This is a genomic window from Leisingera sp. ABM4_103 (genome assembly GCF_056158685.1).
In genome coordinates this window covers 154,019-168,503 of record NZ_JBSWTU010000005.1, presented here as the reverse complement: position 1 = coordinate 168,503, position 14,485 = coordinate 154,019, and the positions used below count along the sequence as shown (strand labels likewise).

Annotated in this window: 15 protein-coding genes; 8 read left to right on the top strand and 7 right to left on the bottom strand. The window is 64.3% G+C overall.

What is annotated here, in order from left to right; genetic code table 11:
- Positions 1-138 precede the first annotated feature (138 nt).
- Positions 139-1,035, top strand: coding sequence for an RNA polymerase sigma factor RpoH (gene rpoH, locus ACXAED_RS02465; RefSeq protein ID WP_475046619.1), 897 nt, complete (start codon positions 139-141; stop codon positions 1,033-1,035).
- A 534-nt stretch (positions 1,036-1,569) separates the two neighbouring features.
- Positions 1,570-1,839 carry a DksA/TraR family C4-type zinc finger protein gene (locus ACXAED_RS02460; RefSeq protein WP_475046618.1) on the top strand — a complete coding sequence of 90 codons (270 nt, stop codon included), beginning with the start codon at positions 1,570-1,572 and terminating at the stop codon, positions 1,837-1,839.
- On the opposite strand, the gene ACXAED_RS02455 is transcribed toward ACXAED_RS02460, so the two are convergent.
- From ACXAED_RS02455 to ACXAED_RS02430, 6 genes are all read right to left on the bottom strand, one after another.
- A complete protein-coding gene (locus ACXAED_RS02455) occupies positions 1,840-3,174 on the bottom strand; it encodes a methyltransferase family protein (protein ID WP_475046616.1) in 1,335 nt (444 codons plus the stop codon). It abuts the gene before it with no gap.
- 181 nt (positions 3,175-3,355) lie between these two features.
- The gene (locus tag ACXAED_RS02450; protein ID WP_475046615.1) at positions 3,356-3,580 is read right to left on the bottom strand and encodes a hypothetical protein; all 225 of its coding nucleotides are present in this window, start codon (positions 3,578-3,580) and stop codon (positions 3,356-3,358) included.
- On the bottom strand, positions 3,581-4,063 hold the full coding sequence (locus ACXAED_RS02445) for a GNAT family N-acetyltransferase (protein ID WP_475046613.1): 483 nt from the start codon (positions 4,061-4,063) through the stop codon (positions 3,581-3,583).
- On the bottom strand, positions 4,063-5,883 hold the full coding sequence (locus ACXAED_RS02440; RefSeq protein ID WP_475046611.1) for a M3 family oligoendopeptidase: 1,821 nt from the start codon (positions 5,881-5,883) through the stop codon (positions 4,063-4,065). Before ACXAED_RS02440 ends, ACXAED_RS02445 begins: the two co-directional genes overlap by 1 nt.
- Before the next feature lie 160 nt (positions 5,884-6,043).
- Positions 6,044-7,006, bottom strand: a complete 963-nt coding sequence (locus ACXAED_RS02435) for an alpha/beta fold hydrolase (RefSeq protein ID WP_475046609.1) — start codon at positions 7,004-7,006, stop codon at positions 6,044-6,046.
- Positions 7,006-7,296, bottom strand: coding sequence for an SCP2 sterol-binding domain-containing protein (locus ACXAED_RS02430; protein WP_475046608.1), 291 nt, complete (start codon positions 7,294-7,296; stop codon positions 7,006-7,008). Before ACXAED_RS02430 ends, ACXAED_RS02435 begins: the two co-directional genes overlap by 1 nt.
- A gap of 100 nt (positions 7,297-7,396) precedes the next feature.
- Between ACXAED_RS02430 and ACXAED_RS02425 the strand changes: the two genes are divergently transcribed.
- From ACXAED_RS02425 to ACXAED_RS02405, 5 genes are all read left to right on the top strand, one after another.
- Positions 7,397-7,963 (top strand): tetratricopeptide repeat protein, encoded by a 567-nt coding sequence (locus ACXAED_RS02425; RefSeq protein WP_475046606.1) that lies wholly within the window; start codon positions 7,397-7,399, stop codon positions 7,961-7,963.
- A 27-nt stretch (positions 7,964-7,990) separates the two neighbouring features.
- A complete protein-coding gene (locus tag ACXAED_RS02420; RefSeq protein WP_475046605.1) occupies positions 7,991-10,933 on the top strand; it encodes a helicase-related protein in 2,943 nt (980 codons plus the stop codon).
- Positions 10,934-10,940: 7 nt separating this feature from the next.
- Positions 10,941-11,315 (top strand): RNA-binding S4 domain-containing protein, encoded by a 375-nt coding sequence (locus tag ACXAED_RS02415; protein WP_475046604.1) that lies wholly within the window; start codon positions 10,941-10,943, stop codon positions 11,313-11,315.
- 62 nt (positions 11,316-11,377) lie between these two features.
- On the top strand, positions 11,378-11,716 hold the full coding sequence (fdxA, locus tag ACXAED_RS02410; RefSeq protein WP_027236939.1) for a ferredoxin FdxA: 339 nt from the start codon (positions 11,378-11,380) through the stop codon (positions 11,714-11,716).
- 299 nt (positions 11,717-12,015) lie between these two features.
- Complete coding sequence (locus ACXAED_RS02405) at positions 12,016-12,525, top strand: CarD family transcriptional regulator (protein ID WP_027236940.1); 510 nt, start codon at positions 12,016-12,018, stop codon at positions 12,523-12,525.
- Positions 12,526-12,593: 68 nt separating this feature from the next.
- On the opposite strand, the gene cobS is transcribed toward ACXAED_RS02405, so the two are convergent.
- Positions 12,594-13,352, bottom strand: a complete 759-nt coding sequence (gene cobS, locus ACXAED_RS02400; RefSeq protein WP_475046602.1) for an adenosylcobinamide-GDP ribazoletransferase — start codon at positions 13,350-13,352, stop codon at positions 12,594-12,596.
- A 101-nt stretch (positions 13,353-13,453) separates the two neighbouring features.
- Here cobS and cobT point away from each other — a divergent pair, with 101 nt between their 5' ends.
- Positions 13,454-14,470, top strand: a complete 1,017-nt coding sequence (cobT, locus tag ACXAED_RS02395; RefSeq protein WP_475046601.1) for a nicotinate-nucleotide--dimethylbenzimidazole phosphoribosyltransferase — start codon at positions 13,454-13,456, stop codon at positions 14,468-14,470.
- Positions 14,471-14,485 lie beyond the last annotated feature (15 nt).

Genomic DNA, 14,485 nt, shown 5'->3' with positions numbered 1-14,485 from the left:
TTCCCTGTGATGCAATTCACAGACCGCCACGCCGGAGCTAACATAGAAGAATTCCACAAGCGGTCCTTGAAAAGGGCTTAGCGCTAACACATATGCGCTAATGTTAAGTCCTTATACATTTTGGGAGGGACACTTTAGATGGCGAATTATGCAAACCTGCCTGCCCCGACGCCCGAAGGCGGCCTGAACCGGTATCTCCAGGAAATCCGCAAATTTCCGCTGCTGGAACCGGAAGAGGAATACATGCTGGCGAAGCGCTGGGTCGAGGAACAGGATGCGGCCTCGGCCCACAAGATGGTAACTTCCCATCTGCGGCTCGCGGCCAAGATCGCCATGGGCTACCGCGGCTATGGCCTGCCGCAGGCCGAAGTGATCTCCGAGGCGAATGTCGGCCTGATGCAGGCGGTGAAACGCTTTGACCCGGAAAAGGGCTTCCGCCTGGCGACCTATGCCATGTGGTGGATCCGCGCCTCGATCCAGGAATACATCCTGCGCTCCTGGTCGCTGGTGAAGCTGGGCACCACGTCGGCGCAAAAGAAACTGTTCTTCAACCTGCGCAAGGCCAAGGCCCGCATCGGCGCGCTGGAAGACGGCGATCTGCGCCCCGAGAATGTCAAGAAAATCGCCACGGATCTCGGCGTGACCGAGGACGAGGTGATCTCGATGAACCGCCGCATGTCCGGCGGCGATGCCTCGCTGAATGCCACTGTCGGCAGCGAGGGCGAGGGCACCATGCAGTGGCAGGACTGGCTGGAGGATGAAGATGCCGACCAGGCCGGCGATTACGAGGCTCGTGATGAGCTTGAGGCGCGGCGCGAGCTGCTGGCCGAAGCGCTGGATGTGCTCAACGACCGCGAGAAGGACATCCTGACCCAGCGCCGCCTGATGGATCAGGCGGTGACGCTTGAGGATTTGAGCTCGCAGTATAACGTCAGCCGCGAACGGATCCGCCAGATCGAGGTGCGGGCTTTCGAGAAGCTGCAAAAGAAGATGCGCGAGCTGGCAAGCGAAAAGGGCATGCTGTCCAGCGTCTGACCGCTGTGTCCCGAAGAAACGTATAAAGGCGGTGCTCCGGCACCGCCTTTTTTCTTGCCCCGGGCTGCTGGCGGTTGCACTGGCTTTACGGCAGCAGTGTTTCCCCAATGTTTCGCGCGCGAAACATTGGGTCAGTCAGGCTGACCTGAATGGCTGGCGGATGCTGGCAGGAAACCTGTCTGGCGCGTGCCTGGCTGCTGCGGAGCTGGGTGCGCTTAGGCTGGATGGGGCTGACTGGCGGAAGTGCTGGCTGCATGTCTGGCGCGTGGCTGGCTGAAATCACTCTGGTGGCGGGCATCGCTGGCGGTCTGGCTGTCCCGGAGGATGGCTGGTGCGCTGGCTGCTTGCGGCCTGGTGATTCTGGCTTGCTTGCAATCTCTGTGTTCTGTGTACCGGCTGCCCGCCGGCCGGTCAATGGAAAATGCAATAAAATCAAATAGTTGACAGAATTGCTCGGATATTGCCGGCGCACGGCACTGGTCAGGCTGCCTGTGCGCACCTACATTCACATCCTCTGGCACAGGAGGAGGAGCCATGGCAGGCGGCTGGGCGCAGGACGGCGCGGTGAATGAGCAGATCGAAGCCTCGATCAATGACGAGCTTGCGCGGATGAAGGCGCAGAAACGCCCGGTGGGCGAAAGCCTCACCCATTGCGCCGAATGCGAGGAGCCGATCCCGGAGAAGCGCCGCGTGGCCATTCCCGGCGTCAAGCTCTGCATCGACTGCCAGCAGGAGCGCGATGGCGCGCAACAGGCGCGCGGCGGCATCAACCGGCGCGGCTCCAAGGACAGTCAGCTGAAGTAATCAGAGCCGGGATTGCGGCTCGGGCGCCGGGCGGTCAGCAATATCGTTTGGTTCGCCCGCAGGCGGCTGATACCGCAGAAGCGGCAGCATACGCCCCAGCCAGCGCAGCCTGCCGTGCTGTTCGACCCACAGCGCATAGGCGACATAGGTCGGGTCCTCGGACAGGTGCTTTTCCTCCGCCTTGGCGCGCAGGAAATAGACCCCGTTGATGCCTAGCAGCAGCAAGCAGTGGCGCAGTGCCTCGGCGGTGCCTTCGGTGGTGAAAAAGGGCACTGACAGCAGCCACCAGGATATGTTCTTGAACAGATACGACGGATGGCGGGTCCAGCGGTAGGGGCCGTTGGTGATGATGCCGCGGTGGGTGAGGTTGGAAAACCGGATGCCAAAGGAGGCGTTGGCCCAGGCCCACAGCACCTTGGCCGTGACGATGGCGGCGCCCCAAAGGGCCACCCAAAGCCCCCAGCCGGTCCCGAACATGTCCAGCCAGCCGAGACCGTCATTGTACTCCAGATACTTGCGGCCGATGACCGAGAAGAACGGCACATACATCGCCAGCGTCACCACCCAGCCCCAGAACAGCGGATTGCAAGAGCGGATGTGCGAATTGGTGAGCCGCAGGGTCAGCACATAGCCGATGCTGACAAAGGCCAGGTCGACCCCCACCGCCAGCCTGCCGGTGTAGCTGACAAAGGCGGGAAAGCTCTCCACTGCCGCGGTCAGCGGCGTCTTCAGCAGATAGGCGGCATTGCCGCTGAAATAGACAAACATCAGCGGCAGGAAGAACCCCTTGATCAGCCAGCCGAGGCCGTAGTCCAGCAAAGCTGCCCTGTTCGCTGGGGCGAGGCGGCCAAGGAGCAGGTTGCCCGCGTGAAAATAGCCGTCTTCTGGTCTGCGCATCCGGAGATCGGTGAGGATGAAGTAGGGAACCGCCAGGACCAGAAGCACCGGCATGCAGATGCGGCAAGCCTCCCAGAACGGCGCGTAGAAAGAACGGTGGTACTCCGGAAACATCCAATAGGCCGCGGCGATCACGGCGAGGGTGCCGCACAGGCCAACCAGCTTCACCAGCACACGCGGCCAGTGGATGTGCTGCCAGCGCAGCGCAGTCACCGGACCAAACCCGGCTGCCTTGTGGCGGTACACCCGCAGCACCAGGATTTCATGCGCCATCATCGGCAGCGCGGTGGCGAGCATCGCAATAATCCCGGCCTCAACCCGCCCGGTGCCAGTGCCCCGCAACAGCAACAAGGCGGTAAAGTAGCCAGCAAGCCCAAGCAGCATGGTGACCTGACTGGTCGCTGAGGCTGGCGGGTCTGATCTGGGGCGTTCACTCATTCTGCTCGAACCGGATGCTCATGCCTTCGCCACATGATGCTAGCCCAAGCCTGCGCGGTTTCACCTTTTTACTGCGGACAACCTGCCATAGCGCGCCGCAGGGCAGCCAGGTGAAGTGCGTGCTGGCAGAGTTCCGCCTGATACGGCAAAGCCGGTGCGGCCCGGCGTTCCGTCTTGGGGGTTACCGCCTTCTGCGCCGCAGCCAGCGGCGGATCAGCTTTATGTCCATGGCGGCCACCAGCACGCCAAGCGGGATCATCCAGAAACCCAGCACCGGCAGGAACCCGAATATCCCGCCCAAAATAAGCAGAAGCCCCAGCAGCAGCCTCAGCCCGCGCGGTACATGCGCGCGGACCCAGGCAAAGAAAGGGCGGAAGCGGTCCCTGAGATTTCCTGTCCCGGACACTCAGCGCCCTGCCGCCAGGTCCATCCGAAGGATGTGCTGCGGGCCGGCAAGGCCGTGGGGGTATATGCCGCCGGTATCGGCAAAGCCGCCCTTCAGGTAGCAGCGGACGGCGCCAGGGTTCTGCAGGTTCACCGTCAGCACCACCGCGCGGCGGTCCGGGTAATGGGCGGGGAGATAGCGCTTCAGGGCTGCCACGGCCGCGGTGGCATAGCCGTTGCCCTGATCCTCCCGGCCGATCATAAAGGCGCGCAGGCCCAGCTCATCCGCTTGGGCAAACTCATAGGTCTCATGATACAGCCGGTCGATCTTGAAGAAGCCGACCGCGCGGGCATCGTCGAGGATGGCGTGAAAATCCACACCCTCCTCATTCTCTTCAAACGCCTGCGCCACAGTGCCGGAAAAACGGATCTGATCCGGTTCCACCTGGATGCGGGAAACCAGATCAAATTCGCTTCGGGCCACCGGGCGCAAGGCGACCGGCATCAGTCTTCCATCGCTTCCAGCTCATCAATGAAGCCGGAGATCATGGAGAGGCCCTTGTCCCAGAACTTGGGGTCGGTGGCATCGAGGCCGAAGGGCGCCAGCAGCTCCTTGTGGTGCTTGGAGCCGCCTGCCTTGAGCATCTCGAAATACTTGTCCTCGAACCCTTCGCCGCCTTCGGCGTAGACCGAGTAGAGCGCGTTCACCAGCCCGTCGCCAAAGGCATAGGCGTAAACGTAGAAGGGCGAATGCACAAAGTGCGGGATGTAGGCCCAGAAGGTCTCATAACCGTCCATGTACTCGAACGCTTCGCCCAGGCTTTCGGCCTGCACCGACATCCAGATGGCGTTGATGTCGTCCGGGGTCAGCTCGCCCTCGGTACGGGCGGCGTGCAGTTTGCATTCAAAATCATAAAAGGCGATCTGGCGCACAACCGTGTTGATCATGTCCTCGACCTTGCCGGCCAGCAGCACCTTGCGCTGCTCCTTGGTTTCGGCCTTGTCGAGCATCTTGCGGAAGGTGAGCATCTCGCCGAACACGGACGCGGTCTCCGCCAGGGTCAGCGGGGTGGAGGAGAGCATCTCGCCTTGTTCCGCCGCCAGCACCTGGTGCACGCCGTGGCCCAGCTCATGCGCCAGGGTCATCACATCGCGAGGTTTGCCCAGGTAGTTGAGCATCACATAGGGGTGCACGTTGGTGACAGTCGGATGGGCAAAGGCGCCGGGCGCCTTGCCGGGCTTCACGCCGGCGTCGATCCAGCCGTCGGAGAAGAACGGCGCGGCGATTTCGCCCATGCGGGGGTCAAAGGCGTTATAAGCCTCCATCACCGTCTTTTCAGCCTCGTCCCAGCTGATGGTGCGGGTGTCTTCCAGCGGCAGCGGCGCGTTGCGGTCCCAGACCTGCATGACGTCGAGGCCGAGCCATTTGCGCTTCAGCTCGTAATAGCGGTGGCTCAGCTTAGGGTAGGCGGCAACCACCGCCTCGCGCAGCGCCTCGACCACCTCAGGCTCCACGTCGTTGGAGAGGTGGCGCCCCATCTGGGCGCTGGGCATGCCGCGCCAGCGGTCGATGATTTCCTTTTCCTTGGCTTGCGTGTTGTGGACGCGGGCAAAGGTCTTGATGTTCTCGCCGAACACGCGGGCCAGTTCGCGGGCCGCAGCCTCGCGTTTGGAGCGGTCCTGCTCGGTCAGCAGGTTCAGGGTGCCTTCGATGTTCAGCTCTTCGCCGTTCACGGTGAAGGTGAGGCCGGCGATGGTCTCGTCAAACAGCTTTTCCCAGGCGTCGCCAACGATGCCGAGGTCGTGCATGAATTTCTCCAGCTCATCGGACAACTGGTAGGGCTTCATCGCGCGGATGCGGCGGAAGACGCTCTCATAACGCCCCAGTTCCGCGTTGGCGGCCAGATGCGCGTCCATCACGCTGTCTTCGATCCGGTTCAGTTCCAGCGTGAAGAACACCAGCGGGGTGGTGGCGATGGTCACCTTCTCCTGGCAGTCCGACAGGAAGGCCGCGCGGTCCGCGTCGGTGGTCAGCTGGTAATAGCGCAGGCCCGCAAAGGACATGATGCGGCCGGCGATGTTGTTGATCTTCTCGTTGCGCTGCACGCACTCCAGCAGGCCATCCGCGTCAAGATCCGCCAGCTTGCCCTCGTAATCGGCGGCGAAGGCGGCGCATTCCTGCTGGAGCCAGTCCAGATCGCGGGCCAGTTCGGGGGCGTCCTCGGAGGTGTAGAGGTCGCTGAGGTCCCATTCCGGCAGGTTGCCAAGGCCGCCGGAACCGGCTGTGGCGTTTGCGTCGCGGACGGGGAAGGGAAGCTGGAACATGGGGGCTCCTGTCATGTGAAATGCTTTGCCCCAACATCTAAGCGGCGGCTTGCGGGATCACAAGCAGCCGGGGGCGGATCAGCACAGGAGAATGGCAGAGGCGGGTAACGGCCGGGTAAAAGAGGGGTGCGCTGCACAGGCAACGGACAAAGGCACGCCGTCAGCCGTCGTGCTGCTCAAACAGGCGGCACATGCTGGTAAAGACATGGGTGCGGATTTCCGGGGTCTCCATCATCACCTCGTGCTGGCCGCCCTTGATCAGGTCCAGCTTGCCGCCGGGCCAGCGGTCCATGCGGTCATGGATGGCTTGCACGTTAACGATCTGCTCGTCGGTGCCAAGGAAGGTGATGCAGGGCAGCGCGGGGGAGGGCATTGCTGCCAGCTCGGCGCATTCCTCAAGGCTGACGCGCAGCCATTGGATGGTGGGGCCGCCAAGCGCCAGGTCCGGCTGCGCCGCCAGCTGGGCGTGCATCATCCGGTACATCTCTGGATCGGTGGTCAGCGTGTTGCCCTCAAACGGGGTGATCTGGACGTATTGCTCCAGCGCGGTGGTCGGCAGCAGCCGCTCCTGCAGGCGCAGATAGGGGGCGATGCCGCTTATCACACGAACCAGCGGGCGCATCAGCGGCGGGATCTGGATGCCCCACATCGGGCCGGTGAAGCAGCAGGCATTGACGTCCAAGCCCTCGATCAGCGCCCGCAGGCCGATGGCGCCGCCCATGGAATGGCCAACCAGGAACCACGGCCGGGGCAGGTCCAGCTGCTCCGCCAGCGCTGCGAGCGCATGCACGTCTTTCTGGAAATCGGTGAAATGGCCCACATGACCCAGCCGCCGTTCCGCCAGCATCCGCCCGGCCAGCCCCTGGCCGCGCCAGTCAACGGTGAGGGTGGCATAGCCGCAAGCGGCAAACTCCGCCGCGGCCAGCCCGTATTTCTCGATATACTCGGTGCGCCCGGGGAACAGCAGTACCGTGCCCTTGGCCGCTCCTTCAGGACGCCAGTGGCCTGCACGGATGCGCAGGCCATCTGAGGTCTGGACCCAATGGGCTGCGCCGTCCGCAGGCCCCTGCGCGATCTCCGCGTACAAGGGCGCCGGCTGCAGCTCCACCGGGGCGCCGTCCATCAGGCGAGGGCCGAGGCCAGCTTCATCGCAGCGCCCATGTCGCCGTCGATGGTCAGCTTGCCGGACATGAAGGCGGCAGTCGGGTTCAGCTCGCCGTCCAGGATCGACTGGAAGGTGTCGGCATCTGCGGTCATGGTCACATCCGCCTCCTCGTCGCCGACACGCGCGCCTGCGCCGTCCAGCATGATGGCGCCCAGGTCTTCGATCTGGAACTTGGCGGTGGAATCGAATTCGCCTGCGTCCAGCTTGCCGTTCAGGGCTTCTGCCGCCTGTTCAAGGGTAACGCTCATATCGGTCCTCAATCTGTTTGGCGCGCTTATAGCACAAACCTGTGAAGCATGTGCATCCAATACTGGAAAATGCAGCGCGCGGGATTACACTGGAGGCATCATGCGGAGAAATTTCCCAAAGCTCAAAGCTATCGTGGCGGCAACGGCCGCCGCAGCCGCGCTGTCCCTGCCTGGCCAGGGGCTTGCGCAGGGCCTGTCGGCCGATGTGCTGCTGCAGGACCTCGCGATGGCCGAAGCAGCGGAGGCTGCGGCAATAGACCGCGAGCTGCAAGCGCTGTGGGCCAAGAGCGGCTCGCCGTCGATGGACCTGCTGCTGCGGCGCGGCACCGATGCGATGGAGCGCGGAGACTTGCAGCAGGCGGCAGGGCATCTGACGGCGCTGACCGACCACGCGCCGGGGTTCGCCCGCGGCTGGTACGAGCGTGCACGGGTCTATTTCGCGCTTGGTCTCTACGGGCCATCGGTGGCCGACCTGGAACGGGCGCTGGCCTTGAACCCCAAGGATTACAACGCCATCTATGCGCTGGGCGCGCTTTTTGAACAGTTCCGCGAGCCTGAGCGCGCCTATCAGGCCTACCGGCGCGCCAAGGCTATACATCCGCATCACGAGGAAGTAAGCAGCGCCCTCGAACGTCTGAAGCCCTCTGTCGAGGGCAGGGAACTCTAAGCCCTTTCGGGGGCGGGGGCTGAAGCAATGGCAAGCGCATCGCGGATCGTGGCCGTCCTGGGCCCGACCAATACCGGCAAAACACATTACGCCATCGAACGCATGCTCGGCTACCGCACCGGGATCATGGGATTCCCGCTGCGTCTGCTGGCGCGCGAGGTTTACGACAAGGTGGTCGCCGCCCGCGGGCCGTCCGTTGTGGCGCTGGTCACAGGCGAGGAGCGGATCGTGCCGCCGCGGGCGCAGTACTGGATCTGCACGGTGGAGGCGATGCCGGAGGGCATGGGCTGCGACTTCCTGGCGATCGACGAGATTCAGCTCTGCGCCGACCCCGAGCGCGGCCATGTCTTCACCGACCGGCTGCTGCGCGCCCGCGGCACGCTCGAGACGCTGTTCCTGGGCGCCGATACCATGCGCGGACCGATTTCGGCCCTGGTGCCGGGCGTGGAATTCCACCGCCGCGAGCGGATGTCCGATCTGGTCTACGCAGGTTCGAAAAAGATAAGCCGGATGCCGCCGCGCACCGCCATCGTCGGGTTCTCGGTTGATAATGTCTATGCGATTGCCGAGCTGATCCGCCGCCAGAAGGGCGGCGCGGCAGTGGTGATGGGCGCGCTGTCCCCGCGGACGCGCAATGCGCAGGTGGCACTCTACCAGAATGGCGAGGTTGACTATCTGGTTGCCACCGATGCCATCGGCATGGGGCTCAACCTCGACATCGACCACGTGGCGTTTTCCTCCACCACAAAGTTCGACGGCCGCCGGATGCGCGAGCTGGCCCCCAATGAGCTGGCGCAGATCGCGGGCCGCGCGGGCCGCGGGATGAGCCACGGCACCTTCGGCGTCACCGGCGATGCCCGGCCGCTGGACGAGGGCACCGCCTCGGCCATCATGAACCACCAGTTCACGCCGCTGAAAAAGCTCAACTGGCGCTCTGCGGACCTGCAGTTCGGCACCGTCGAGGCGCTGATCAACTCGCTCGAATCAAGCCCCTCGAACGAGCACCTGATCAAGGCGCGCGAGGCCGACGACCTGGGCGCGCTGAAAATGCTGTCGCGGGAATCCGCCATCATCGCCCGCACCACCAATGCGCAATCGGTGAAGCTGTTGTGGGATGTTTGCCGTATTCCCGACTTCCGCGGCATCAGCCATGCGGAACATTCCTCGCTTCTGGGCGTTATATTTGAGCATCTGCACGGCGGCGGCGTGGTGCCGGACGACTGGATGGCTCGTCAGATCAAGCGGATTGACCGGACCGACGGCAACATCGATACCCTGTCCAAACGTCTGGCATTTATCCGGACGTGGACATATGTCGCGCAGCGGAATGGCTGGCTGCGTGACGAAAGCCATTGGCGCGGGGAGACGCGCGCTGTAGAAGACAGGTTGTCAGACGCGCTGCACGAGCGCTTGACTCAGCGATTTGTGGACCGGCGCACATCCGTGCTTCTGCGGCGGCTCAAACAGAAGGAGGCCCTTTTGGCCGAAGTGAATGACAAGGGTGAAGTGACGGTCGAAGGCGAATTCGTCGGCCGTCTGGAAGGGTTCCGGTTCAGCCCGGACAAAGGTGCGCAGGGTGCTGAGGCAAAAGCCTTGAAAGCGGCCTCGCTGCAGGCTTTGGCGCCGCAATTCCATCTGCGTGCGGACCGGTTCTACAACGCGCCCGATACCGAGATCGATTTTACCGAGCAAGGCGGCCTGATGTGGGGCGGCGATGCGGTGGGCAAGCTGGTGGCCGGCGCGGACGCGCTGAGCCCGCAGATCGAGGTGTTCGTCGATGACGCCGCCGGGCCGGATGTTGCCCAGAAGGTGGAGCGCCGCCTGCTGCATTTCATCACCCGCAAGATCAACGCGCTGTTCGAACCGCTCTTGAACCTGCAGAAGGACGGAGAGCTGTCGGGCCTGGCCCGCGGTTTTGCCTTCCGGATGGTCGAAAACCTCGGCGTGCTGCCGCGTGCAGGCGTTGCGCAAGAGGTCAAGGACCTGGATCAGGACGCCCGCGGCGCGCTGCGCAAGCATGGCATCCGCTTCGGCCAGTTCACCATCTTCATGCCGCTGCTGCTGAAGCCCGCACCGACCCGTCTGCGCCTGGTGCTGTGGTCGCTGGCCAATGGCCTGCAGGACTTCCCCGAAGCACCGCCCCCGGGCCTGGTCACCGTGCCGTCGATCAAGGACGCGCCGGAAGGTTACGACACCATGTGCGGCTACCGTGCCGCAGGCGAGCGGATGATCCGCATCGACATGCTGGAGCGCCTGGCCGACATGCTGCGCGCCGAAGACAGCCGCGGCGGCTTTGAAGCCAAAGCCGACATGCTGTCGATCACCGGCATGACGCTGGAGCAGTTTGCCGACCTGATGCAGGGCCTGGGCTACAAGGCCGAGAAGGGCGAGCGCCAGAAGGTGAAGCCGGTGGACGCCGTGGTAACCGAAACCGGAACCCCGTCCGAAGACAAGCCGGTGATGGACGCCGCCGCTGAGGTGGAGAACACGCCCGCCGCCGCACCGGCCGAGGAAGGTGAAACCGCACCCGCAGATGTGCCCGCAGGCACTGAAGCGATTGAGGATGCAGGCGTTGCTCCGATCGCCGAGGAACCTGCCGAGCCAGTGGCAGAGACGCCGGTTGCGGAAACCGCAGCGGATGAAACCCCGGTTGGCGAGGCTGCCGATGCAGTGGTGGACGAACCCGAAATGGAGGTCTTCTATACCTTCACCTGGGGCGGCAACCGTGGCGGCCGACAAGGCGGCCAGCGCCAGCGGAACCGCCGTCCGCAGGGCGAAGGCAAGCCTGGCGGCAAGGGCAAGCCGCGCGGCGGCGAAGGCGGAAGCCGCGGCAAGCCGGGCCGCAAGGGCGGTCCGCGCCAGGACAAGGGCGCCAAGACTTATTCCTCGCGTCCCGCCAAGAAGGAAAAGCAGATCGACCCGGACAACCCCTTTGCCGCTGCGCTGATGGGGCTGAAACAGGGCGACTGACCCGGCCATGGCCGAAGGCGCGCCCAAGATCCGCATCGACAAGTGGCTGTGGTATGCGCGGTTCTTCAAAACCCGCAGCCTCGCCGCCAAACAGGTCGGTGCGGGCCATGTGCGCGTCAATGGCGCCAAGGCATTGAAACCGGCTCAGAACGTCTCCCCCGGGGACGTTCTGACCTTTGCCCAGGGCAAGATGATCCGCGTGGTCCGCATTGAGGCCATTGGCGAGCGCCGCGGCCCGGCACCGGAAGCGCAGGCGCTGTATTTCGACATGACGGAAAAGCAGGAAAAAGTTCCGGCCAACCCCAAGTTCGAAGGAAAAGGCCGCCCGGACAAAAAAGCCCGCAGGGCGCTTGATCTTACTCGCAAGCAGGATACCCTTTGACGGCTTGAAGCCTTGGCCGGTCTGGATTAGCTAGGCGCAAACGGATAACGGGACTCGGTACTATGACCTATGTCGTGACGGAAAACTGCATCGCCTGCAAATACACCGACTGTGTCGAGGTATGCCCGGTGGACTGCTTCTATGAGGGCGAGAACACCCTGGTGATCCACCCCGACGAATGCATCGATTGCGGCGTCTGCGAACCGGAATGCCCGGCGGATGCCATCCGCCCGGACACTGAGCCGGACATGGACAAATGGGTTGAATTCAACCGCAAATACTCCGAAATGTGGCCGGTGATCGTGTCCAAGAAGGACCCGCTGCCCGACGCCGAAGAACGCGACGGCGAAGAGGGCAAGATGGAGAAGTATTTCTCCGAGGCACCCGGCGAAGGCGGCTGATTCTCCGCCACACGCAGAGGTGCCGCATTTGTGCGGAAATTCGCCGTATTGCATTGGGATTTTACGGCTCCTTGCCAGCAGGCCGCCTTCCGGGCGGCCCTTTTTTATGATATACTCCAAGCACAATAGACATAAACAATCGGAGTCCGCCCCCGGCGCACGCCTCAAGCGGTGCGCACTTTGGGCGGTATTTCTGCGGAGAAAATGTCCCGGGGACTGGTCCAGATGAACTGGCCGGAGCCGGGTGCTTTTTCGCGTTAATGCCGGTGCCGCCCGGCTGTGAGTGAGGAAAAACCTGTATGACCAAGTCGAAGAAGCTCGAATTCCGCCCCAATGATTACGTGGTCTACCCGGCGCATGGCGTTGGCCAGATCATCTCGATCGAGGAGCAGGAAGTGGCCGGCTTTGCGCTGGAGCTTTTCGTGATCACCTTTGAAAAGGACAAGATGACCCTGCGGGTCCCGACCAACAAGGCGACCGAAGTGGGCATGCGCTCGCTGAGCTCGCCGGATGTGATTGAGCAGGCGATGAAGACGCTCAAGGGCAAGGCCAAGGTGAAGCGCGCCATGTGGTCGCGCCGCGCCCAGGAGTATGAGCAGAAGATCAATTCCGGCGATCTGATCTCGATCGCTGAAGTGGTCCGCGACCTGCACCGCACCGACGACCAGCGCGAGCAGAGCTACTCCGAGCGCCAGCTGTACGAAGCTGCGCTGGAGCGCCTGACCCGCGAAGTGGCCGCCGTCTCCGGCAATGATGAGATTGCCGCCGCCAAGCAGGTGGATGAGGTTCTGACCTCCCGCGCTGCCTGATCCGGCGGATCACGGAAATCAGGGGCCGTGCCTGCGAGGGCGCGGCCCTTTTTCATGCCCGGACCGGCTCAGCTGCAGATGGCGAGGAGGGCGAGAAGCCCAGCGATCTCCGCCACTTGCTGCGAAGCGCCGAGGATGTCGCCGGTCTGGCCGCCGATCTTGGCCTTGGCCAGCGCGCCCAGGCCCAGGGCGGCTGCGCCCATTGCAAGCGCGACACCAATTGCTGCCGAACCAATCAGCGGCAAGGACAGGAGAACCGCCAGAAACGCTGCCAGCCCGCAGGGCAGGGCACGGGGGCGGCCCACAGTCTGCGACAGCCCGGCGGAACGCGCATTGGGAAGCGCCGCCATCAGCGCGGGCATCACCGCCCGGCTCATCATCGCCAGCGCGAGCAGCGGCCAGGGGCCCGCAACTTGCAGCAAGGCCGTCAAAGCGCTCCAGCGCAGGCCGAACCCGAGGATCAGCGCGATCACCCCATAGGCACCGATGCGGCTGTCTTTCATGATCTCCAGCCGCCGCGCGCGGTCGAAGCCGCCCCACAACCCGTCGGCGGTGTCGGCCAGCCCGTCTTCATGCATGGCGCCGGTCAGCATGACCTGAACCGCCAGCGCCAGCCCCGCGGCCACCGTGGCAGGCAAGCCCGCCGCCAGCGCCAGCGCGGCAAGCAGTGCTGCGGGCAGGGCCACAGCAAGACCCGCCAGCGGAAACGCCCAGACAGCCTTGGCCTGGCGCTGGAACGCCTCCGCCGGCAGATGCGGCAGCGGCAGCCGGGTCAGCAGCACCAGCGCCAAAGCCACGTCTTTTGCCTGGATGTCGTTTTTTCGCATTTACGGGCCTATTGCGGGGCTTGCGGCACTGCCGCCAGCGGTTAAACAGATTGCTAACCGCTTTATCCGCGTCACCCGCTAAGATGCAACGAGGCTTTCACATGCTGCCACAGCTTTCCTCCCTTGATGATTTCCGCGCCGCACTGGCTGCCGCACCGGCCCAGGATCAGGCCGCCCTGCAGGGGGCAGCCGCGCGCAATACCCAGCTGACCAAACCGCCGGGCGCGCTGGGGCGGCTGGAGGACCTGGCCATCTGGTACGGCGGCTGGCGCGGCAGCGACCGGCCCGAAATCGCCGCGCCGCAGGTGATCGTCTTTGCCGGCAATCACGGGGTGACGGCGCAAGGCGTTTCGGCCTTTCCGCCGGAGGTTACCGCGCAGATGGTGATCAACTTCGAGCACGGCGGCGCCGCGATCAACCAGCTGGCCAAACTGGCAGGCGCGCGCATGGATGTGCTCGCACTGGAGCTGGACCACCCGACCGCCGATTTCACCCAAGGCGCAGCGATGAGCGGTGACGAGCTGCTGGCAGCGCTGCAGGCGGGATGGGAGGCGGTCGACCCGAGCGCTGACCTGCTGGTGGTTGGCGAAATGGGCATCGGCAACACCACACCGGCGGCAGCCCTGGCCTGCGCGCTGTTCGGCGGGGACGCGGCGGATTGGACCGGGCGCGGCACCGGTGTGGATGACGCGGGCCTTGCTAACAAAACCCGGGTGGTGGCGGAAGGCGTGGCACTGCACAAGGACGCTATCCGCGACGGGCTGGATGCGCTGGCCTGCCTTGGCGGGCGCGAGATTGCCGCCATGGCCGGGGCCATCGCCGCGGCCCGGGTGCTGCGCATCCCGGTGATCCTGGACGGCTTCATCTGCTGCGCCGCTGCCGCCTGCCTGCTGCAGACCGCGGACGGGGCGCTGGACCACACGCTGGCAGGCCATCAAAGCGCCGAGGGCGCGCATCCGGTGCTGCTGGAGAAACTGGGCAAGCAGCCGCTGCTGTCACTGGGCCTGCGGCTGGGCGAGGCCTCCGGCGCTGCGCTGGCGATCCAGGTGCTGAAAGGCGCAATTGCCTGCCACAGCGGCATGGCGACCTTTGCCGAGGCGGGGGTTTCAGACGGCTGACCGGCCGAATGCCAA

Excerpts from the sequence above, each read along its gene's own strand:
- ACXAED_RS02460 (WP_475046618.1), top strand. The coding sequence starts at position 1,570 with ATGGCAGGCGGCTGGGCGCAGGACGGCGCGGTGAATGAGCAGATCGAA.
- ACXAED_RS02445 (WP_475046613.1), bottom strand. The coding sequence starts at position 4,063 with ATGCCGGTCGCCTTGCGCCCGGTGGCCCGAAGCGAATTTGATCTGGTT.
- ACXAED_RS02440 (WP_475046611.1), bottom strand. The coding sequence starts at position 5,883 with ATGTTCCAGCTTCCCTTCCCCGTCCGCGACGCAAACGCCACAGCCGGT.
- ACXAED_RS02415 (WP_475046604.1), top strand. The coding sequence starts at position 10,941 with ATGGCCGAAGGCGCGCCCAAGATCCGCATCGACAAGTGGCTGTGGTAT.
- ACXAED_RS02420 (WP_475046605.1), top strand. The coding sequence starts at position 7,991 with ATGGCAAGCGCATCGCGGATCGTGGCCGTCCTGGGCCCGACCAATACC.
- ACXAED_RS02430 (WP_475046608.1), bottom strand. The coding sequence starts at position 7,296 with ATGAGCGTTACCCTTGAACAGGCGGCAGAAGCCCTGAACGGCAAGCTG.
- ACXAED_RS02405 (WP_027236940.1), top strand. The coding sequence starts at position 12,016 with ATGACCAAGTCGAAGAAGCTCGAATTCCGCCCCAATGATTACGTGGTC.
- rpoH (WP_475046619.1), top strand. The coding sequence starts at position 139 with ATGGCGAATTATGCAAACCTGCCTGCCCCGACGCCCGAAGGCGGCCTG.
- fdxA (WP_027236939.1), top strand. The coding sequence starts at position 11,378 with ATGACCTATGTCGTGACGGAAAACTGCATCGCCTGCAAATACACCGAC.
- ACXAED_RS02455 (WP_475046616.1), bottom strand. The coding sequence starts at position 3,174 with ATGAGTGAACGCCCCAGATCAGACCCGCCAGCCTCAGCGACCAGTCAG.
- ACXAED_RS02435 (WP_475046609.1), bottom strand. The coding sequence starts at position 7,006 with ATGGACGGCGCCCCGGTGGAGCTGCAGCCGGCGCCCTTGTACGCGGAG.
- ACXAED_RS02425 (WP_475046606.1), top strand. The coding sequence starts at position 7,397 with ATGCGGAGAAATTTCCCAAAGCTCAAAGCTATCGTGGCGGCAACGGCC.
- cobS (WP_475046602.1), bottom strand. The coding sequence starts at position 13,352 with ATGCGAAAAAACGACATCCAGGCAAAAGACGTGGCTTTGGCGCTGGTG.
- cobT (WP_475046601.1), top strand. The coding sequence starts at position 13,454 with ATGCTGCCACAGCTTTCCTCCCTTGATGATTTCCGCGCCGCACTGGCT.